The organism is Oculatella sp. LEGE 06141 (genome assembly GCF_015207605.1).
Classification (GTDB): domain Bacteria; phylum Cyanobacteriota; class Cyanobacteriia; order Elainellales; family Elainellaceae; genus Oculatella.
In genome coordinates, this window is record NZ_JADEWO010000032.1 from 62,117 (window position 1) to 83,643 (window position 21,527).

Consider the following 21,527-nt stretch of genomic DNA (forward strand, 5'->3'; position numbering starts at 1 on the left):
CAATGAATTCAGTTTGATGGGTCGCAAGCGCTAGTTGGGAAAATGCACAATGATCATCGGTGTTTCAGGTTGCTTACGGGCGATCGCCTCTGGTTGTCGCCCCATAACGGGTTGGCCGACTCGATAGGTATCGGCAATGAGCATCAGCAAATCTCCTTCGCGCAACAGTTTAAACACCTGACCCACCAATGTTCCGCGAAGCTGTTCCACGGAAATGTCATCATCCTGTTTGGCGGAATCCAGTTTTGCCTTGTGTTGGCCGCTGCGGCTCACATCGAGCAAGTGTAGCGGCGCTTTTAGCTCTGCGGCCAAGGTCTTTGCCAGTGCCAGAGTTTGGATGTAGCGAGGCGATGATTCTTCCACATCCGAGAGGGCTAGCAGCACCCGTTGAGTGTTTTCGATTGGCTGGGGGAACCGCGTAATGAGAACGGGCATGGTGGTCAGGCGCACCACATTATCTAACACGCTGCCAAAGAAGTTGTCGCGATAGGTGGAGTAGCCTTTCCAGCCGCAAATCACCAGGCTGGCGTTGCGCTCATTTGCGGCTCGCACGATACCCAGATCAATTGAGTCATCCACCCGGCCTATCGGTTCCACGTTGGCAACGGCTGAATGGGCGATCGCCACGGCTGCATCTAACAACTGCTGCTGCTGAATTTTGGCTTCAGCCGGAATACGTCCCCCCTGGTCGGCCAGGATATGAAAGGGCAATAGGGTACCCCCTGCTCCTTTAGCGAGGATAATCGCTAGCTGCAACAGGTTGTCTTCGGTGTTGGGGTTAGCCACCGGAACCAGGACGCGATCGCCCAACTGATGCTGATCTTGCTGCGTTGCAGCAGGGATCTCTGGCTTCATCTGCTTACCCCAACGCTCGGTGATCCAGGGTGAGGCAATGCAGCTCACTAAAATCATGACAATAATGCCGTTAACGGTTAGCTCATCAACCAGTTCAATGTTGAAGGCAACGGTAATGGCAGCCAGGGTGGATGCAGCCTGAGCCACCGACAGCCCAAACGTTACCATGGTGCTGGGAAACGGCCACTTAAAAAAGAATTTTCCGGGTACCCAGGCAGCCAGAAACTTGCTAGCCAGCTCGGCAGCTACGATGACCCCAGCTACCAGAATCGATCGCGGCTCTTTCACCAGAATCAACGGGTCAACCAGCATTCCTACCGAGATCAGGAAGAAGGGCACAAACAGCGTATTGCCAATGAACTGAATCCGGTTCATCAACGGACTCAGTTGCGGAATAATTTGGGTGATGGCGATGCCTGCTAAGAACGCGCCAACAATCGGTTCAATTTCAATTAGTCCGGCAATGTAAGACACCACAAACAGAGCCGCAAGAACAAACAAGAATTCTGCACTTTCATCATGGCCGAACTGGCGGAAAAACCAGCGTCCTAGCTTTGGCACGCCCCACAACGTAGCAAAGGTATAAATTGCCAAAGATGGGATTAAGAACAGCCAAAAGTTAAGGGTCAGGTTTCCTTCATTGGCTTTCACCACCACCGCCAACACTAACAGAGCCAGCACGTTTGTAATAATGGTTCCACCCAGCGTCGCCGTTACCGAGGGGGCACGCATAATTCCCAGTCGAGCCAAAATGGGCAGGGCGACCAGCGTATGAGAGGCCAAACAAGAGGCCACCAGAATAGAGGCCAGGAAACTGTATTGCAACAGCAGCATAACTGCCGTACCGAAGATCATCGGTATAGCAAACGTTAGCAACCCAAAGGTGACTGCTTTTCCGGCATTGCGTTTGAGGTCGTCCAGACTTGTTTCTAGCCCACCGAGAAACATGAGAAACAGCAAGCCTACGGTGCCCAGTAAGACGATGGTGCTGTCTCGCTCTAGCACCCCCAGCCCATAGGGCCCAACGATGACCCCCGCCAGAATTAAGCCAATAATTCCCGGCATCCGTAACCGTTCAAACAGTAGCGGAGCAACCAGCATAATCGCCATGATCACCAGAAACACGGCGACTGGGTCTGTAATGGGTTCTACCAACTGAGCAATCGTAGGATGAGTTACCGGATTCCATACCGAATTCAAGCCGATGGATGCCATTCGCTCATACCAGGGATTCATCCAGATAAACCAGAGATGTTCCACAAAAAGTCGCTCCTCCATGTATGGACGTGAGTGTAACGACTGGCTACTTTAGCCGTGTCTGCCTCTCGATGTAGCGCCTACGATCGCGATCACAAACTGTCATTGCTCGAAATTATCATCACTTATTTTTGGAGCCGCCTACCTGTGGTTTCAAAATCCTGCCTTAAGGAATAGGGGATTTGCAGGCGATCGCCAGCGTACCTGCTTTGGCAACCACCTCATGTTGAACGAACTGGAACAGAGAACTGCTGCACCAGAGAGAGCTGATCACTGCCCCGTTTCTAATCTAAATTGGGGGGTGAGCAAACGTTGCCGATAAAAATGTCTTATGGTGCTTGAATCTGGTTTAAGTGAAGCAGGAATTGAGCAGAATCTGAAACAGTTTCTTTTGGTTCTCTCCGTCTCACTGAGTGTTGCAACACTTTCCCAAATTGTGAGCTGGTTTCGCCAAATCCCTTACACCTTGCTGCTGGTAATTGTGGGATTGGGTCTGGCGTTTGTGGATGTGCGCCTGGTGAACCTGTCACCCGAACTGATTTTGTCCATCTTTTTGCCGCCGCTGCTGTTTGAGGCCGCCTGGAATTTGAAGTGGTCGCGGCTGAAGCGGGATCTGGTACCGATCTGCCTCTATGCCATTGTTGGTGTGATTATCTCGATCGCTGGAGTGGCCTTTAGCCTCGATCAATGGGCTGGAGTGCCGATCGCCACGGCGCTGTTGGTTGGTGCTAGCCTTTCGGCGACCGACCCCATTTCGGTGACGGCATTATTTCGGGAACTGGGTGCCAGCAAACGGCTGACCACGCTGTTAGAGGGCGAAAGCCTATTCAATGACGGCATGGCGGTGGTGGCCTTCAGCTTTCTGGTTGCCATTCCGCTCGGCAGAGCCAACCTGGAACTGCCCGTCATTATCGGTAGTTTTATTGCGGTCGTGGGAATTGGGATCGGGGTCGGTGGGTTAATTGGCTATGGCATTTCCTATCTCACCCAACGGTTCGATTTGCCGCTGGTTGAACAGTCTTTGACGCTGGTTGCAGCCTATGGAATCTACCTGCTGACCGAAGAGTTGGGCGGTTCTGGGGTAATTGGGGTGGTAACGGGTGGCTTAATTTTGGGCAATTTTGGCTCCCGCATTGGCATGAACCCGCGCACTCGAATTATTGTGACGGAGTTTTGGGAGTTTCTGGCATTTTTTGTTAACTCCATTGTGTTTCTGCTCATTGGCGACCAGATCGAGTTTGCCATCCTGGGTGAAAATCTGGGCACCATTGCCATCACGATCGCCGCCATGATTGCAACCCGCGCCATCGCCATCTATGGGTTGGGCAGCTTCAGCAATTGGACGGTGCGCTCGGAGATTCCCTGGAGCGATCGCACCGTGTTGTGGTGGGGGGGGTTACGCGGCTCCGTATCGATCGCGCTTGCCCTCAGCGTTCCGGTTGTCCTTTCAGAACGCGAAGAGATTATTGCCACCGTTTTTGGAGTGGTGCTGTTTACCCTGCTGGTTCAGGGGTTGACCACCAAACCGCTCCTTCAAGCCTTAAACCTGATTGGCGATCAGTCCCTGCGGCAGGAATATGTGGAACTGACCGCCCGCCAGGTTGCTCTGGATCGCGTGTTAGATCATTTGCAGCAATCGGATCGGCCTCCCGGCATCGAAGAGGATTTATACCGATATCAAACAGCGCTGCTGCGGGGCGAGCTAGAACGGCTGCAAACTGCCCTGGAAAAGCTGCAAGCGAAACATCCAAACTTGCAGGAGTTTGCCGTTGAGCAGTTTCAGTCGGAGTTGCTGGCGATCGAAGCGGATACCTATGCCGAACTGGTGCGGCTGGGGCGGCTCAACCGTGAACTTTCGCCCTTTCTGCAAACAGCCTTGGAAGGAAGTGTTACAGACAGCTAAGCGAACTATCCGCAACAGAGCCGCAACAGAGCGGTTATCCAGTTCAGATCTGTCCCGTGACACCTTCCCGTTTCAACGAAAGCTGGGAACTATAAGTCAATATCACGGGTGCGATCGCGGCAGAGCAATGCGGTTCATCGTTCTCAGGAGCGGTGGCTTCAGTAACCTGACCGAACTATTACTGAATTCTGTGTTATTAAATATACCGCTGGGTATACTCTGTTCAGGGTAAACTCTGAACCCGGATAGTTTTATGAGTCAGCATCAAGACCTGCACACCTGGTTAAGTCAGGGAACCGCACTGTACCAAGTTGGACGATATGAAGGAGCGATCGCCCGATTCGATAAGTTCTTAAAAGCGCAGCCGAAGCATGTAGACGGCTGGGAACAGCGAGGATTTGCGCTCTATCATCTGGGGGCTTACGAAGAAGCGCTTGCCAGTTTTGAAACCGCTCTGCAACTCAAGCCTAAGCATAATCTGGCATGGCACGGCAAAGGATTAGCGCTGGCAAAATTGGGCAAGTACGAAGAGGCGATCGACAGTTTTGCCAGGGCACTCAAGCTCAACCCTGATGATGACAAAGCCTGGTACAACCACGGGCACGCACTGTCTTGCCTCTACCGCTATAAAGAAGCAGTGGTTAGCTTTGCCCATACCGTTGAACTGAGGCCATCTTATTATCGAGCGTGGTACAGCCGTGCTGTAGCGCTGGCGGCACTGCGTCAGTATGATGATTCGCTTGCCAACCTCGATACCGTGCTGACGTTAAAGCAAGACTGCTACTATGCCTGGAACTACCGGGGGTTGGTGCTGTGCAAGCTGAATCGTTATCCCGAAGCGATGGTTAGCTTTGAGCGATCGCTCAAACATCGCGCCGACAACCCCAACGCCTGGTATGGCAAGGCATGTACTTGTGCGTTGCAGGGCGACATTGAGCAGGCCGTTAAATTTTTGCATCGGGCGATCGTGCTGAGTCCAAACTTGTATCGAGTGATGGCACAAACCGACGCTAGCTTTGACAACGTGCGGGAAGACGAACAGTTTCAAGCGCTCATTCTTAATCGCTAGGGCGTAACCCCACTTACTTGCTAACCCGCCGATAGTCTATCTACTCTATAAAGTGCGGCCTCATCGCTGCTAGAGCGGCTAACTAGCAAGTAACACTTCCGGTTGATGATATCCCTATGCAATATCGACGGTTTGGGCGTACAGACCTTTCTATGCCCGTATTCTCCTGCGGCGGAATGCGCTATCAGTATAAATGGCAAGATGTCCCAGGCTGGCAAATTTCGCGCGACAGCCAGATTAACCTGGAAAACACGATTCGACGGGCGATCGACGTGGGTATTTGTCACATTGAAACGGCGCGGGGCTACGGTACATCCGAGCTACAGCTAGGGCGAATTTTGCCCACGCTGCCTAGAGATCAAATCATTGTGCAAACCAAGATTAGCCCAACGGAGAACCCAAAGGACTTTCGTCAAACGTTAGAAACGTCGCTGAATCATTTGAGGCTGGAATCGGTAGACCTGCTCGGTTTGCACGGCATTAACACACCTGAACTGTTGCAGCAGAGCGTTCGTCCTGGCGGCTGTCTGGATGTTGCTAAATCGTTTCAGCGGCAGGGACGGGTTCGGTTTATTGGCTTTTCCACCCATGCTCCAACTTCTGTGATTTTGGACGCGATCGCCACCAACCAGTTCGACTATGTCAATTTGCACTGGTATTACATTAACCAGAGCAACTGGGCGGCGATCGAAGCCGCTACCCGGCACGACATGGGCGTATTTATCATCAGCCCATCTGATAAGGGAGGGATGCTTTACAAACCGTCTCCGAAACTGGTGGACTTATGTTATCCGCTGAGTCCAATGGTGTTTAACGACCTGTTTTGCTTGAGCCATCCGCAAGTGCATACCCTCAGTGTTGGCGCGTCTTGCCCAACGGATTTTGATGAACACCTCAAAGCCGTCGCTTTGCTCGACCAGGCCAAACACATTTTGCCGCCTATTCTCAACAAGCTGGAGCAAGAAGCGATCGCCACCTTGGGCGAAGAGTGGTATCACACCTGGCACGTTGGCCTACCCACACCCGATCGCACTCCTGGCGGCCTCAACATCTGGACAATTCTGTGGCTGCGAAATTTAGCTTTGGCCTATGACATGGTGGACTATGCCCGAACTCGATACAACATGTTGGGCAATGCCGGACACTGGCTTCCCGGTGCAAAAGCCGATCGCGTCAACCAGCTTGATCTCAGTTCGTGTTTGGCTGCTAGTCCTCATGCTGACAAAATTCCCACCCTTTTAGCCGAGGCCGATCGGTTATTGGGGGGGCAGTCTGTGCAACGGCTATCTCAGCAGTAGTCTCAGCAGTAGTCTCAACAGCAGTGATGTCGGTTCAATGTCCTATTCGGCATCGTGCTGTTCTTTTTGCTCTGCCGCTGGCGGTTTAGACGATTTCATCTGTTCGTTTAAGTGCTGCAAGTACTTTTGAGTCGCCTGTTGCTGCACTCTGGCGGCAGCTATCACCTGCTTCGTTGCCTTGACATGAATATCGGTTGCTTTGGAATGCTCGTCAACCGCTTTAGTGTAGACTTGCCGAGAGTTGTTTCCTGGCTCTTGCTCGGCTATTTCTACATAGTGTTCTGACCGTTGGGCATGGTGTTGAATCGCTTTGCCAACTTGTTCAACCGTGTTTCCCAAATCATCCGAGGTGTGGTGGCACTGCTGAATCCTTTTGCCGATCGCCTCTATGCGCTTGCCGTGCTGTTCGGCTTCCTGGGCATGTCTACGAGCAACCTGAGCGGTTTCAGGCAATATTGGCTTGCCAGGAGGTTCTGTAGAGTCTATAGAGTTCATAAATTCTGTAGAGTCTTTGCTGTTTTACACTCCCCAAAGTCGAGGGAGTTGAGGAGCGGTTGGAGTGTCACTCAGCACTTTGTAAAACACCCGTTTAGATGACAGATGGCTACAACCTGGATTGTGTCCCTCAGGTAGCGGTGTGTTGGATGACAACTCACTGCCTGGTGTTTCAGTTAACTTTAGTGTTTAAGATAAGATAGCCTCACCTATCTGGAGATAGGCTTAACTCACAGCGGTTCACGATACGTTGGTATTGGGCTTGGGGCTAGCGTTTCATCAAGTTAAACAACTCATGGTGTGGCTTAAAGAAACGTGACAAGTTTAGGCACAGAAGATACTTACAACCATCCGCCTCAGTTGGTGCCGTCATCATTTGACATTGTTGCGATCGCCACATCTGCGGGGGGGCTACAGGCTCTCAGCCAACTCTTGGCGAACTTGCCTGCCACATTTCCTGTGCCTGTGGTGGTGGTGCAACACCTTGAGCCGAGTCGGCGATCGCTGTTAGATGTGATTCTTGACCGTGTTACTGGCCTGCTGGTTAAGCAAGCGGAAAACGGAGAGCAATTGCAGCCAGGAACGGTTTACATTGCTCCCTCTAACTATCATCTGTTGGTAAACTTAGACAGAACGCTAACTCTCGACCAAACGGTAGCGGTCAACTTTGTTCGACCTTCGGCTGACATTCTCTTTCGGTCTGTTGCCAGCAGTTATGGCAAGCGGGCGATCGCGGTGGTGTTAACCGGGACAGGAAGCGATGGTGCCGAAGGGATTCGGGCAATCAAAGCGAATCAAGGAATTGTAATCGCCCAAGATGAGACGGCTGAGTTTTTTGGGATGCCCAATGCCGCTATTCGCACGCAAAACGTCGATTTTGTGCTGTCCCTGATTCAAATCGCTTCAGCGTTAACTCAGCTCGTTAATCAAGGGCACTGGAATCAAGGTGCTGAATGACTATTACTACTAACAACGACGACGATCGCGTATTTGAAATTTTATTAGATTATTTGAGGCGAGTACGCGGGTTCGATTTCACAGGATATAAGCGGGCGAGCCTTAGACGGCGGGTGCAAAAGCAGATGCAAACCGTCGAAGTGCAAAGCTTTGGCGACTATTTAGATTATTTAGAAGTTCACCCGGAAGAGTTTACCGCCCTGTTTAACACGATCTTGATTAACGTCACCGCGTTTTTTCGAGATATGGCGGCGTGGCAATATTTGCAGCACCAAACTCTACCGCTGCTGTTGCAACAGAAACCGCCAACCGAGCCAATTCGAGTTTGGAGTGTAGGTTGCGCCTCTGGTGAAGAGGCTTATACGATCGCCATGCTGCTGGCCGATGAATTGGGAGCCGACTCGTTTCGCCAGCGAGTCAAAATTTATGCAACAGATGCAGACGAAGAGGCTTTGACCCAGGCACGTCAGGCCAGCTATACCGCTAAGGACATTGAGCCTGTTCCGATAGATATGCGGGAGAAGTATTTTGAACCCGTTGGCGATCGCTACACGTTTCGCTCTGATTTGCGGCGAGCGGTTATTTTTGGGCGGCACGACATCGTGCAAAACGCACCCATTTCCCGGCTAGATTTGCTGGTTTGCCGCAACACCTTAATGTATTTCAATACCGAGACGCAGTCCCGCATTTTAGCCCGATTTCACTTTGCCCTGAATGAGAGCAGCGCTTTATTTCTTGGCAAAGCAGAGATGCTGCTAACCCACACTCATCTGTTTGCACCGCTGAGCTTGCAGCACCGCATTTTTACCAAAGTTCCTAACGCTAACATCCGCGATCGGTTAATGGTCTTGGCACAAGCAGGGGATGAAGAAGCGAGTGGGCGGCTATCCAACGATGTGCGGTTGAGAGAAGCGGCCTTTAACGCTGTGCCAACCGCGCAGGTGGTTGTAGACTTCAACGGCACGTTAGTAATGGCTAATATGCAGGCTCGTATCCTGTTTAGAATTAGCTTGCTAGACATTGGGCAACCTTTACAGGATGTAGAAATCTCCTATCGTCCCCTGGAGCTACGCTCCCGCATTGAACAGGTGTATAACACTCGCCAGCCTGTCACCGTAAACGATGTGTTTCGCGACGTTCCGGACGGGGGCGGACAATATTTTGACGTTCAGTTTATGCCGTTGCAAGAAAACGGCAGTGATTTATTGGGAGTCAGCATCACCTTTGCAGATGTCACCCAGTATCACGATCTTCAGCTCGAATTGCAGCGATCGAATCAGGAATTGGAAACGTCGAACGAAGAATTGCAATCGGCGAATGAAGAACTAGAAACGACGAATGAAGAATTGCAATCGACCAATGAAGAATTGGAAACGACGAATGAAGAATTGCAATCGACCAACGAAGAATTGGAAACGATGAATGAAGAATTGCAATCGACCAACGAAGAACTGCAAACCATCAACGATGAATTGCGGTTAAGAACCGACGATTTGAACCAATCGAATGCCTTCTTGAATTCAATTTTGACCAATCTACGAACGGGTGCCGTTGTGGTCGATCGTCAGCTTCGCATCCTCACCTGGAACGACGAAGCCGCGAATATGTGGGGGTTGAGAAGTGCCGAGGTGCGTGGGCAAACCTTATTAGGGCTGGATATTGGCTTACCCGTCGAGCAACTGGCAGAGCCTATTCGCCAAAGTTTGCTGGCTGAAGATAGCGCTCGGCAAGAAGTTACAGTAACCGCCATGAACCGCCGAGGCCGCACTAGCCGTTACGACATCAGCATCAGTGTGCTGCTGAGTCCCAATCAAGAGCGACTGGGAGTAATCCTATTGATGGAAGAATCTGATCTCTAAAGCTTCTACTATTGAAGGAAAACCGAGACAATATTGATAACATTGGTTACAGCAAACTGCTAAGGCACCGTGGAATGGAAGCTCTTGACTTTGAGCGTGAGATACAAGCGGTTCAAGGCCGACTTGCAGTGATGCGTCAGTGCGCTAGCACATCATCTGCATTGCCTCCTGATCTGACACCGTTAGCAATTGGCGAGCTTTCAACATCGTTAGAGGAACTGTATACAGCTGCCGAGGAGCTATACGTTCAACACGAAGAGCTATCGGAAGCCTATCGGGTGTTAGAGCTAAAGTGGGGACAGTATCAAGAGCTGTTCGAGTTTGCTCCGGATGCCTATCTGGTAACCGATGCAGCGGGTGTTATCCGCAATGCGAACCAGGCCGCATCAGCCTTGCTCAAAATTGAGCCAAAATTTCTGTCGGGGAAACCCCTCGTGCTGTTTGTTGCCGCCAGCGATCGCCTGTTGTTTAGCACCAGGCTGAGCCAGCTTGCCCACCTGGCACTGTTAGATCCCTGGCTTCTGCATTTGCAATGTCGCAATGGCGAAGTGGCAAAAGTAGAGGCCACAGTGTCTCTGGTTTGCGACTCGGACGGTCAACCAACGGCGTTTCGCTGGCAGTTGCGCCACTCGCCCGATCGCACCCAACCCCCAACCGGCAGAAATCACTCTTACACGGCAGAGCAGGAACTGAGCGACCTGAAAGCCCGCTTCGTTCGCACGATGTCTCACGAGTTTCGCACGCCTCTGCATGTTATTCAGATGGCCTCGCATCTACTGGAACGCTACGGCCACAATTTATCTCAAGAGCAACAGCAGCAGTGCTTACAGAAGATTCCGTTGGCTGTGCGATCGCTAACGCGCATGTTAGAGAAAATCCTCGCTTATGGTAAAACGCAAGCCTCGCCGCCCACTGTCGCTCCACGCTGCTTGAACCTGTACCAGTTTTGCCGCGATCTGGTTGAACCGTATCAGGCCAACGCCACCGGAGTAGAGCGAATTCATCTAGATTGGGTCGGCAATTGTGAGTTTGTCGAATTCGATCCGTCGTTGCTGCAACAGATTTTGAACAACTTGCTTTCTAATGCGCTCAACTACTCGGCGGCTGAAAGCATCGTTTATCTGAGGTTGACCTGTGAACCAGAGCAGCTAATCGTGCAAATTCAGGATCAGGGCATCGGCATCCCGTTAGATGAGCAGGCTCGGTTGGTGTTGCCGTTTCATCGCGCTCACAACGCTGAGACGATTCCCGGAACCGGATTGGGATTGACGATCGCACAACACGCTGTGGAAGTATGGGGTGGAACGATCGCCATTGAAAGCGAGTTAAACCAGGGCAGCACCTTCACTGTGTGGCTGCCGTTGCATCGGCCAGAAACAGAGCAATAATTGTGCATTCATCTCTTTAGGGTGGGTTCCGTCAGCGACGGATACGTTAAGCTGATATCTTACAGAAACTGCTTTGTAGACGGCGATCGAGCTTACATTGAATGGGCTGCACTCCTCGAATAGAGTAACCCACAGCGGTGGTGCGAAGGAGAGATTGAAACAGCGGTTCAATTGATGTTCAGCACCTTTAATCCATTCTCTACAGCAGCGCCTGTGTAGTCCCTAATCCACAATTTCTGCATCAATATCAACCCCTCATGCTCAAACATGACATTGTCGTCGTTGGTGCCTCAGCAGGCGGCGTTGAAACCCTCTCTCAGCTAGTGAAGGCATTGCCGAGCAATTTTCCGGCAACCGTTTTTATCGTGATTCATCTTCCTGGCTCCGAAAAAAGTTTTCTCCCCGCCATCCTGAGCCGTTCTGCATCGCTGCCAGTCGCTCATGCGGTGGATCAAGAGGCTATTCGACCCGGCCATGTTTATATCAGCCCACCCAACCATCACATGTTGATTAAGCAAGGGCATATCAGCGTTGTACAAGGCCCCAAAGAAAACGGTCATCGCCCTGCCATCGATCCATTGTTTCGTACCGCTGCCAGAGCCTATAAAAATCAGGTAATTGGCATTGTGTTGTCGGGAATGCTGGATGACGGCACGGCAGGACTAATGGAGATCAAGCGTCAGGGTGGCATTGCCATTGTTCAAGACCCGGAGGATGCGCTCTTTTCGGGAATGCCCAAAAGTGCGATCGCCCATGTAGATGTGGACTATGTTTTGCCAATTGCCGACATTGGAGCTTCGTTAATTGACCTGGTGGGCAAACCAGCAAAAGAGACGGGAGGGGAATCCATGAAAGACGAAACAGACGAAACAGACGAAACAGACGAAACAGACGAAACAGACGAAACAGAAGCGGGAGACATGGCAGTCAAACCAGTAACGTCTTTACCCACCGACGAGCGCCAGGGAAATCCGTCTGGCTTTGTTTGTCCAGAGTGTGGTGGAGCGCTTTGGGAATCGGAAGACAGCGGATTTGCCAGATTTCGCTGTCGAACGGGACACGCGTATTCGGGGCAGAGTTTGCTATCGGAACAGTCCGACCATTTAGAAGCCGCATTGTGGAATGCAATTCGTTTACTGGACGAGCGAGCGGTATTGCTGTCTAGAATGGCAGAGCAAGCCCGCGATCGCCATCACGACTTTTCGGCCAACCAGTATGAAGACAAAATGAAAAGCTTTAAGCAAAGTGCCGAACTGATTCGTATGGCGCTTCACCAGAAGCTAGACATTGCGAATTAGCTAAAATCCGTACTTTTTAGGCTTTCAACAAAATCTCTATCTGATTGCTGAAGAGAGAAATTAAAAGAGATGTAAGAGTTATGTGTGATAAGCGACCGCTTACGGTACCTCTAGTACGCTATCGTAAATGGGTTCAACCCAGTTCAGTATCAAGAGTAGCTTGATCAGGTGCATCGTGAAGTAGGTAAGACGCGTAATCGGCAAATACCCTGAGAGTGTCGCTTGTTGCTTAAACGTCTAGCTTCTCACTAACTATCCTCTAGGTTGCCGTGTCTACTAGCGAATTTCAAATTTATATTGAAGAGATCGATCGCTACCAGTCTGCCTTGAAACAGCAAGGGCGTGATTTGTTGCCTGCCGAACAGGCCTTATTGACTGAAGTGTGCGAAGAGCTTCAGGTTAGTATAGAAGAAATGCAGGTTGCCAATGAGGCGTTAACCGTGGCACGAGATGTTGCTGAACAACAACAGCAGCATTATCGAGACTTGTTTGAGTTTGCTCCAGATGGCTATTTAGTCACCGATGCCAGTGGTGTGATTCAAGATGCCAATGTTAAGGCAGAACGCTTGCTGAACACTAAAAAGCGGTTTTTGCTTGGCAAACCGTTGATTGTGTATCTGGCTGAGGGCGATCGCATCACCTTTCACAATCACCTGCAACAGATTGGGCAGCAAGAACGGCTAGAGTGGGTCGCTCACCTGAAGCCTCGTGCTGACACAGTCTTGCCTGTAGCCGTTACGGTAGTGCCGATTTTCAACCCCCTTCATGCGGGAAAACTGCGCTGGATGCTGCGAGACATTACCCGGCAGCAACAGATGGAAGAAGCCCTGCGGCAGCACCAGGAAGAACTAGAAGACCTGGTGGCAGAGCGGACAGCAAAGCTACTAACGGCTAATCGGCAGCTTCAGCAAGAGATTAGAGAACGGCAACAGGCCGAAGCCGCGCTACGGCAGCAAACCGAGCGAGAGCGGTTGCTCAACAACATGACCCAGCGCATTCGGCAGTCGTTGCAACTGGATGACATTCTTGCTGTTGCGGTGACAGAAATTCGCGCATTTTTGAACGCAGAACGGGTTGCAATTTATCAGCGCACAGAGGGTTCAACCAGTCAGTTCAAGATGGAATCGACGGCACCGGGTATTCCATCCTTACAGGCAGACACACTCCATCCTCCGCTGGAGGTGCTGCTAGCAGACACCCTGCAAGCTGGCGCTGTGGTGGCGATCGCCGATGTCGAAGATGCCGACCTTTCCACCCACTGCGCTGATGGTTTAATTCGTCTGGAAGTGCGGGCTAACCTGTCGGCGTTGCTTACCGTAGACCAGCAACCCTGGGGCTGCTTGTGCGTCCAGCAATGTTCCGAGGCGCGGCAGTGGAAACCGTTCGAGATTGACTTCCTCAGGCAATTTGCGACTCAGCTAGAAATTGCCGTGCAGCAATCGTCGCTTTATCATCAACTTCAACAGTTCAACGCCAATTTAAGCCGGCAAGTGCAAGGGCGCACCGCTGAGTTGCAGCGCTTGCTCACCGTTGAGGCGTTGATGAGACGAATCACCGATAAGGTGCGGATGTCGCTGGACGAAGACCAAATTTTGCAAACGGTGGTGCAAGAACTGCCGCTTGTTCTAGGTTTGGAAGCCTGTGACGCAGCACTGTATAACCTGGCACAGCGATCGTCTACCATTTGCTATAACTATCCGACGGTTGAGGGTTCAACCCAGGGAGACGTTATCCAGATGGCCGATTTTGCTCAAGGGTATCACCAACTGCTAACCGGACAATCCTTTCAGTTTTGCGATTTGCCGTCTGGCTCGCCCCATGGCTCTGCTCGTGCGGCGGCTATTTTGGCCTGCCCCATTTGCGACGATCGGGACGCATTGGGCGATTTGTGGTTACTTAAGCCGTTAGATATGAGCTTTGATGAACAGGATGTGCGGCTGGTAGAGCAGGTTGCGGCGCAGTGTGCGATCGCCATTCGGCAGGCGCGGCTTTACCAAACCTCGCAAGTTCAGGTAGCGGAACTGCGACGGCTAGATTACCTCAAAAACGATTTTCTTAACACGGTTTCCCACGAACTGCGTACACCCGTTGCCAATATGCAAATGGCGATCCAAATGTTGAGAGTGGCCTCTACTCCAGAACGGCGTGAGCAGTATCTCAACATTATGCAGTCCGAATGTCGGCGTGAAGCCGCTTTGCTCAACGATGTGCTTGACCTCCAGCGGTTAGAGTTGAGTACATCTCCAACGTTTCTAGCAGAGTCAATCCGCTTGCAGGACTTGTTGCCTAAACTAATCGCTCCTTTCCAAAGCCGAACCCAAACGCAGCAGCAGCAACTCCATGTTCATCTGGCACCGGATTTTCCCTCGGTTGTGGTTAACCGCGCCAGTTTAGAACGGCTCTTAACGGAACTGCTGAATAATGCCTGTAAATATACGGCAGCGGGTGGCGAGATTGCGATCGCATTTGACTATACAGACAGCCCTTCTCTCCGTTCTGCGGCATCGGCTTCGGTGTTTGTGCCTGTAAACCGCCTGCAAGACGCGAGCGACACTCCAACCGGGAAAGGGCGATCGGTGTTAATCATAACGGTGCAAAATACCGCAGCGATCGCAGCCAGGGAACTGCCCCGCATTTTCGAGAAGTTCTATCGTATTCCCAAACTTGATCCCTGGAAGCACGGCGGAACCGGACTCGGTCTGGCGCTGGTGCAGGGATTGGTAGAGCAAATGCAAGGTAATCTCCAGGTAGAGAGCCAAAACGGCTGGACGACATTTACCCTTCAACTACCCACATCTTCCACGGTACGAGGGGCTGTTGAAATGTAGCAACCGTCCTGCATTTGCCCCCGAAGTCTCGCACTATTGGGACGTAAGGCGGGATGTAAGGCGAGGATAGTGGATGACTATTTACAGCAGTTCTCAATCGAGTCAGCCACAGTCTCGTCAAGATGCTTGTGGGGTGCAGGGTTTTGAGTGTGGTGAATTAATTTCTGTCCTTGCTGAATGGGTATGAATCGTTGAAAGGTGATAACTTTGGTTGCCCTCTAACTCACCTGATTTGACAAACTTGGGTGATGTCGTTCTCTAGAATGGGGACAAATTCATACCGTGATTCAGACCACCATAAGATAGGGTGCAAGGGTTCAGCGTTGCCCATAGCATACTTGTTTGTCACTCGGCTCAATCGTTATTTCATATGGATGCACTTGAATTAGATCGGCAGTTGCAAGCCGCCCATGCTCGCCTTCAAACGGTTCGACAGCAAGCGAATAGTTCTTCTGAACGCAGTGCAGACCTTTTACCTGTAGCAATTAACGAATTTGCCAATGCATTAGAAGAATTGCAGACTGCAATTGAAGGGTTATGTCAGGCCAATAACGAACTGAATGTCTCGCAACAGGCCGTTGCTCGCGAACGCCGACACTATAAAGAGCTGTTTGAGCGTGCCCCAGATGCGTATGTTGTTACCGATGTGGCTGGAATCATTCAAGATGCTAACCACGCTGCTACAGAATTGTTGAATGTAGAGCGTCGCTTTTTGCTGGGTAAACCACTAATTGTGTTCATTGCCGCAGATTACCGTACAGCGTTTCGCGAACAGCTCAACTATCTTTCGACCGCACGCCGATTACCAGATTGGGAGGTAGATCTGCAAAGGCGTGATGGGCAACGTGTGCCAGTAGCCATTGCCATCTCTGATATTTCTGATATGCAAGGCATGGTAACGGGTTACCGTTGCCTCATTCGTGACCTGACCGAGCGCAAACAGGCAGAAGCGCTGCAACAAGAGCTAGAGACCGAAAAAGAATTAAACGAGCTAACCTCTCGCTTTATTCAAACGGCGTCTCATGAGTTTCGGACTCCTCTCACCATTATCTCAATGGCGGTTGACTTACTCGAGAGGCACAATGAACTACCGTTTCAAGACCAGCAGCGTCATTTACAGCGAATTCGGATTTCTGTAAAACGGATGGCTCAACTGTTAGATAAAGTCTTCATGTTTAATCAGGCAGATGCAGGCTACTTACAGTTTCAACCACAAATCATAGATGTGCGTTTGTTCTGTCAGGATGTACTGGAACTGTATGCCCCCAGCCTGGAGACAGGAACATGGATTCAGTTTGAAGCGATCGGTGAATGTGGGTTGGTGTGTCTTGACCCAAACTTGCTACAGCAAATTCTCAACAATCTTTTATCCAATGCATTGAAATACTCACCGCACAACAGCGTGGTTTGCCTTAAGCTCACCTGCCAGAGCGATCGGCTTATGATTCAAGTTCAAGACAACGGCATTGGTATCCCTGAAGACGACCAGCTCTGGCTGATGCAGCCGTTTCACCGTGCGAAAAATGTTGACGGCATACCGGGAACGGGGATGGGTTTGGCGATCGTCCAAAAAGCGGTAGAGTTGCATGGTGGCACCATTAAGGTAGAGAGCCAGCTTGATGTGGGCACCACGTTTACAGTGACTCTGCCTTATCAGGATAAATCCACCACAAACGCGGCGCTCGACGCTTAGTTCATTGCTATTTTTTCGCTGCTATTTTTAAGGACGTTTGCCGACTATTGCTGTGCATGGTTTTTTGAATTTACACAAACCCAACGGGCTGACCTCGCATGACTGCGTAGCACGGGTTCGGCGGTTGCTGCATCTTAAAAAGGTGGGTCATGGTGGAACCCTCGACCCTAAGGCCACTGGCGTGTTGCCGATCGCGCTGGGTAAAGCAACGCGATTGCTGCAATTTTTGCAATCCGATAAGGCATACCACGCCACGATTCGGTTTGGCGTGCAAACCACCACCGACGATCTGGAAGGGGATGCTCTCAAGGCCGATCCGGTACCCTGGCTGACCTTAGACGCAATTCAAGCGGCACTGCCGCAGTTTCAGGGCACCATTCAGCAAATTCCGCCGAGCTTCAGCGCCATTCAAGTGCAGGGAAAACGGCTGTATGAACTGGCTCGCTCTGGCGTTCCCGTGGAAGCCCCGGTGCGAACGGTAGAGGTGCATCACGTTGAGATTTTGGATTGGCGATCGCAAGACTTCCCTGAACTGGATGTTGCCATTACTTGTGGTGCCGGGACGTATATTCGGGCGATCGCACGTGATTTGGGGTATGTCCTGGGAACGGGTGCCACTCTAGCCGCGTTGAGCCGCACCGCTAGCAGCGGCTTTAGTTTAAGCGATAGCCTTACCCTGGAAACGCTAGAGTCGCAAATTCAAGCCGATTGCTTTGAACCGATCGCCCCGGTGTTGGCATTGCAACATTTGACCGAGTGGCGACTGCCTGCCGATGAGGCCAAACGCTGGTGCCAGGGGCAACGCCTGCCGTTAGCACCAACCCTGTCTCAGTTCGCCTATGTTCGGGTTCATCACGAAGACGGTCATTTTTTAGGAATCGGTCAGCCTGTTTGTGCTGAAGCGGAATGGCTCCTCATTCCTAAACTCGTATTTGAACCCCAGTTCTGAGCCGAGGTAAAACACCATCGTTGAACATCAGCATGGGCGACTCGCAAATCGCCCATGCTGATGTTACCTATGCGTTTGTTTCTTCTGCTACCGGAGCCGATGCCAACTGCTCGGGATTCAGCGGCTCGAAGCCGGGAGTGCGAATGCAGGGCGCAACGGGAGTTGTTTGCACCTCAGAGGCGGCGCGATCGCCCAACCACTTGGCGGTAGACATACTCTCTTCGTGCAGCCAGCGGGCAATGTCCTTGGCGTGATAGGTCAAAATCAGGTCGGTACCTGCTCGCTTAAAGCTGGTCATGGTTTCCATCACCACTCGCTGCTCGTCAATCCAGCCGTTGAGCGCAGCGGCCTTGATCATGGCGTATTCGCCCGACACATTATAGGCAGCAACGGGTAAGTTGGTCGCCTGTTTGACCTGCCAGATGATATCCATGTAAGCCAGAGCAGGCTTCACCATCAGCATGTCAGCCCCTTCTGCCACGTCTAGCGCCACTTCTTTGATGGCTTCGCGGCTGTTAGCAGGGTCCATTTGATAGGTGCGGCGATCGCCAAACTGCGGCGTTGATTCTGCCGCATCCCGGAACGGCCCATAATAGGCGGAGGCATACTTTGCCGCATAGGACAGGATAGGAGTATCGATATAGCCAGCTTCGTCTAAGCCACTGCGAATCGCGCGAACAAACCCATCCATCATCCCCGATGGAGCAATGATATCCACCCCGGCTTTAACCTGGGAAACAGCGGTTTTCTTCAGCAGTTCCAGGGTAGGGTCGTTCAACACTCGCCCGGTCAGGTCGCCCACTTCCAGGTAGCCACAGTGACCGTGAGACGTGTATTCACACAGGCAGGTATCGGCAATCACAATCAGGTCGGGTACCGCTTCTTTTACGGCGGTAGCCGCCACCTGCACAATACCGTGATCGTGCCATGCACCGGTCGCATCAATATCTTTGTCTGCCGGAATGCCAAACAAAATGATCGCAGGGATGCCTAAGTCGTAAACTTCCTTTGCCTCTTCCACAATCTTGTCTACCGAAAGCTGGTAGACACCCGGCATCGATTTTACTTCCTGAGCAATGCCCTCTCCAGGTACAGCGAATAGAGGGTAGATCAGATCGTTTGTGGTTAGTACGATCTCACGAACCATCCGCCGAAGTTGAGAATTGCTGCGAAGACGACGAGGACGCTGAATTGGAAACATAGGCTTTCGTGCAAAACGGTAAAACAGTTTTGGTGGTTGAGGCTTTAAAGACTGTTAAAAGTCTAAAACGTTGACTGTCCCTGAGGCTCACTTATTACGTTACGTTCTGTAAAAAAGCAGTTCGTTCGGTGGGGGCGAATGGCGCTATCAATGGCATTTGAGGCATCCCACCCGTGAAATTTCTGCCTATCTTAACCTTAACAAACCGCATTGTTGGTTACAGGTTGACTCAATTGGTTGACTTAATCTAAGGCGGGCGACTGTGGTGGCTCGTTTAGCGCCATCAGTTCTGGTAACAGGCAGACCCCGTCTGTGTTAAAAACAAGCTGCCAAAATTCGGTGATGTTTAGTTCGTTTAACTGGTAGTCGGCGATCGCCTGAAATAGCTGGGTGGTTGTCATCAGGCAATACCCCAATTCTTGAGCCGCGCGACGGCAGTTGGGTGGAAACGGCTCGTCTCTAAATTGCGGCGACTGGCGGCAATTGGCATTGACAATCAAAATTCCTTTGCCGCGCCAGTTCTGCTGCAACAGCATGTCGCGCACCGCCTGGTCGAGCTGGCGGATGTCCTTTAGCAGCAGGGCACCGATTCTAGAACGAACGTCCAGCACTGCGTCTTTTCCGGTGGGTGCCGTTAAGCGAATCACAACCTGCTCGGCCAGACGAAAATAGTGGATGCGTGCCCCTAACTCCTGCAAACCCTCGCATACCGCCAGGGTTAACCTGTCCTGGTTTTGCTCGTAGAGCAAGCGCTGATGTCCTGAAGTCGCGTCTAGCTGTTGCTGTGCCTGCTCTAGTTCGGCACGAAGCTGCTGAATGGCCTGCTGGTGTTTGGCAATTTTGCGGGCGATCGCTTCTTGCTCGGGCAATGGATAAGTTGCGATCCAGGAGGGTGGCGCTGGTGCCAACTCCAGCCGATAGCGCTTGTGCAATATGAGCTGAATAGCATCATCCGCCGAAATTTCAGTTGGCGATGGTAGCCAAATCACCAGTCCAGAATTGAGCAATGGCTCGACGCTAGCGGCTGATTTTGCTGGCAAGTTAGACGGCACTGTAAAAGCATGACCAGGATACGCATAGCCAGCCCGAAACAGCAGCTTAAAAGCAATGGGTTGATGAAACCGATTGCGGGCGATCGTGCCCATGCCAACGCGCAAGTGGTTAACTCGCGGATGAACGACCCGCATGTAGTTCGCTAATCCTAAAAAATGAGCCTTGAATTTTGGCGTGGCATAAAAGAACCAGCGCCGAACATATTCAAAGTAGTAATCAAACTCGGTATCAATATCTCGAATCACTTCACCAGAGGCCGCCATAAAATGGGGCGTAACGGGTAACCACCAGGTGATGGACTGGTAAAGGCTGTTGCTGGTCTCTCCTGCCGGAAACCCAATACAAATGATTTCGCTGTTTGGGCTAAAGAGCAGCCGAGTTAACTGCTGCCAGGTGGGTAAGCGCTCTGGCCTAATTCTGCCGTTGAACTGTGCCTCTGATAATGAAGTGAAGTTAAAAATGATGACATCATAATCGGCAACGTTGAGGTAATTGGGCAAATTGCTCCAATCGTAAGCCGTAACAGACGGACTTTGCAGTGCGGTTCCCAAAACCAAAATCCGTTTCTTGCGGGGCTGAATTTGGCTGCTGCGGGGCATGGGGAAACGCTGCATGTTGACCTGTACGGCTCCAACAATGACTGTCTTTAGTCACAGAATAGTACACAGTAGAAAAGCAAACTGTGAGGTTTCAGTAATGAGTTTGTAAGGTCTAATGTTCTCTCGGTTCAATGCCCAAGGGATGCCCGTCATCGTTGACGCGATCGGCTGTGTCTACAGGCCAGTAAAGCGGCTGGAGCAACAGAGTTTGGAACCCCTCCAGGCATCATTTCTTCGATCGTGTCGCTTTCGTTTTCGTGGCTTTGGTCGATGCGGCAGCGTTGGGAGGGGCTGTTTGGGTGGCAAAGGCTGTGCGTGCGGTTGCCGCTTGAGCCAGCAAAGAATCCGCAAAGGCGATCGCCTCCTGGTCGGATTTGCCGCCTGCTAACTGTGCCAATTCTTCTCGTCGTTGCTGCCCGTCTAGCGCAATGACTCGCACTACCGTCCTGATATCATCTGGCCTGGAGCCGTTGGCGGCGGCTACGTCTTCGGTTGAGGTTCGCTTGGCCTTGCCTCTTCCCTTTGGCGCGGCTTCGGCCTGGGTGCGATCGTTCACCTGCTCTTTGTTGACTCGGAAGTGAGAATCGGCCATTGCCGCAATAATCGGTTGATGGGTGACGCAAAGCACCTGATGCCGCTGACTAATTTGATGCAGCTTGTCGGCGATCGCCTGCGCCACACGGCCAGAGACCCCCACATCAATTTCGTCAAACACCATCGTTCCCACTGAATCGATTTGCGAAAAGCAGGCTTTGAGTGCCAGCAAGAAGCGGCTCATTTCCCCACCAGAGGCAATTTCTGAAAGGGGATGCAGGGGTTCACCGG

13 protein-coding genes and 2 pseudogenes are annotated in these 21,527 nt (G+C 51.5%); 10 read left to right on the forward strand and 5 right to left on the reverse strand.

Going from position 1 to position 21,527, the window contains the following annotated elements; all coding sequences use genetic code 11:
- Positions 1–30: 30 nt before the first annotated feature.
- Positions 31–2,070, reverse strand: a complete 2,040-nt coding sequence (locus IQ268_RS20040) for a cation:proton antiporter (RefSeq protein WP_193883065.1) — start codon at positions 2,068–2,070, stop codon at positions 31–33.
- A 373-nt stretch (positions 2,071–2,443) separates the two neighbouring features.
- Here IQ268_RS20040 and IQ268_RS20045 point away from each other — a divergent pair, with 373 nt between their 5' ends.
- The 3 genes from IQ268_RS20045 to IQ268_RS20055 all read left to right on the forward strand — a co-directional run bounded on the left by IQ268_RS20045 (position 2,444) and on the right by IQ268_RS20055 (position 6,382).
- The gene (locus IQ268_RS20045) at positions 2,444–4,015 is read left to right on the forward strand and encodes a Na+/H+ antiporter (protein WP_193883035.1); all 1,572 of its coding nucleotides are present in this window, start codon (positions 2,444–2,446) and stop codon (positions 4,013–4,015) included.
- Between the two features lie 253 nt (positions 4,016–4,268).
- The gene (locus IQ268_RS20050) at positions 4,269–5,084 is read left to right on the forward strand and encodes a tetratricopeptide repeat protein (RefSeq protein WP_193883036.1); all 816 of its coding nucleotides are present in this window, start codon (positions 4,269–4,271) and stop codon (positions 5,082–5,084) included.
- A 116-nt stretch (positions 5,085–5,200) separates the two neighbouring features.
- A complete protein-coding gene (locus tag IQ268_RS20055; protein WP_193883037.1) occupies positions 5,201–6,382 on the forward strand; it encodes an aldo/keto reductase in 1,182 nt (393 codons plus the stop codon).
- A 42-nt stretch (positions 6,383–6,424) separates the two neighbouring features.
- Here IQ268_RS20055 and IQ268_RS20060 read toward each other — a convergent pair whose 3' ends face one another.
- Complete coding sequence (locus IQ268_RS20060) at positions 6,425–6,877, reverse strand: hypothetical protein (RefSeq protein WP_193883038.1); 453 nt, start codon at positions 6,875–6,877, stop codon at positions 6,425–6,427.
- 315 nt (positions 6,878–7,192) lie between these two features.
- On the opposite strand from IQ268_RS20060, the gene IQ268_RS20065 reads away from it, so the two are divergent.
- The 7 genes from IQ268_RS20065 to truB all read left to right on the forward strand — a co-directional run bounded on the left by IQ268_RS20065 (position 7,193) and on the right by truB (position 17,849).
- Entirely contained in the window at positions 7,193–7,834 is a 642-nt protein-coding gene (locus IQ268_RS20065; RefSeq protein ID WP_193883039.1) for a chemotaxis protein CheB, read from the forward strand.
- Positions 7,831–9,693 (forward strand): CheR family methyltransferase, encoded by a 1,863-nt coding sequence (locus IQ268_RS20070; protein ID WP_193883040.1) that lies wholly within the window; start codon positions 7,831–7,833, stop codon positions 9,691–9,693. The genes IQ268_RS20065 and IQ268_RS20070 overlap by 4 nt, the downstream gene beginning before the upstream one ends.
- A 74-nt stretch (positions 9,694–9,767) precedes the next feature.
- Positions 9,768–11,081 carry a PAS domain-containing sensor histidine kinase gene (locus IQ268_RS20075; protein ID WP_193883041.1) on the forward strand — a complete coding sequence of 438 codons (1,314 nt, stop codon included), beginning with the start codon at positions 9,768–9,770 and terminating at the stop codon, positions 11,079–11,081.
- A 257-nt stretch (positions 11,082–11,338) separates the two neighbouring features.
- Complete coding sequence (locus IQ268_RS20080; RefSeq protein ID WP_193883043.1) at positions 11,339–12,379, forward strand: chemotaxis protein CheB; 1,041 nt, start codon at positions 11,339–11,341, stop codon at positions 12,377–12,379.
- A gap of 269 nt (positions 12,380–12,648) precedes the next feature.
- Entirely contained in the window at positions 12,649–15,207 is a 2,559-nt protein-coding gene (locus IQ268_RS20085; protein ID WP_193883045.1) for a GAF domain-containing protein, read from the forward strand.
- 370 nt (positions 15,208–15,577) lie between these two features.
- Complete coding sequence (locus IQ268_RS20090; RefSeq protein WP_193883047.1) at positions 15,578–16,900, forward strand: PAS domain-containing sensor histidine kinase; 1,323 nt, start codon at positions 15,578–15,580, stop codon at positions 16,898–16,900.
- 52 nt (positions 16,901–16,952) lie between these two features.
- Entirely contained in the window at positions 16,953–17,849 is an 897-nt protein-coding gene (gene truB, locus IQ268_RS20095; protein ID WP_193883067.1) for a tRNA pseudouridine(55) synthase TruB, read from the forward strand.
- Positions 17,850–18,075: 226 nt separating this feature from the next.
- Here the strand turns inward: truB and hemB are convergent.
- From hemB to IQ268_RS20110, 3 genes and pseudogenes are all read right to left on the reverse strand, one after another.
- Positions 18,076–19,050: pseudogene (gene hemB / locus IQ268_RS20100) on the reverse strand (porphobilinogen synthase); the annotation flags it as partial.
- Positions 19,051–19,292: 242 nt separating this feature from the next.
- Positions 19,293–20,717 (reverse strand): hypothetical protein, encoded by a 1,425-nt coding sequence (locus tag IQ268_RS20105; protein WP_193883049.1) that lies wholly within the window; start codon positions 20,715–20,717, stop codon positions 19,293–19,295.
- A 211-nt stretch (positions 20,718–20,928) separates the two neighbouring features.
- Positions 20,929–21,527, reverse strand: a pseudogene (locus IQ268_RS20110) (DNA repair protein RecN); the annotation flags it as partial.

Bases quoted from the DNA above. Each gene is read 5' to 3' on its own strand.
- IQ268_RS20040 (WP_193883065.1), bottom strand. From the start codon at position 2,070: ATGGCATCCATCGGCTTGAATTCGGTATGGAATCCGGTAACTCATCCT.
- IQ268_RS20045 (WP_193883035.1), top strand. From the start codon at position 2,444: ATGGTGCTTGAATCTGGTTTAAGTGAAGCAGGAATTGAGCAGAATCTG.
- IQ268_RS20050 (WP_193883036.1), top strand. From the start codon at position 4,269: ATGAGTCAGCATCAAGACCTGCACACCTGGTTAAGTCAGGGAACCGCA.
- IQ268_RS20055 (WP_193883037.1), top strand. From the start codon at position 5,201: ATGCAATATCGACGGTTTGGGCGTACAGACCTTTCTATGCCCGTATTC.
- IQ268_RS20060 (WP_193883038.1), bottom strand. From the start codon at position 6,877: ATGAACTCTATAGACTCTACAGAACCTCCTGGCAAGCCAATATTGCCT.
- IQ268_RS20070 (WP_193883040.1), top strand. From the start codon at position 7,831: ATGACTATTACTACTAACAACGACGACGATCGCGTATTTGAAATTTTA.
- IQ268_RS20075 (WP_193883041.1), top strand. From the start codon at position 9,768: ATGGAAGCTCTTGACTTTGAGCGTGAGATACAAGCGGTTCAAGGCCGA.
- IQ268_RS20080 (WP_193883043.1), top strand. From the start codon at position 11,339: ATGCTCAAACATGACATTGTCGTCGTTGGTGCCTCAGCAGGCGGCGTT.
- IQ268_RS20090 (WP_193883047.1), top strand. From the start codon at position 15,578: ATGGATGCACTTGAATTAGATCGGCAGTTGCAAGCCGCCCATGCTCGC.
- IQ268_RS20105 (WP_193883049.1), bottom strand. From the start codon at position 20,717: ATGCAGCGTTTCCCCATGCCCCGCAGCAGCCAAATTCAGCCCCGCAAG.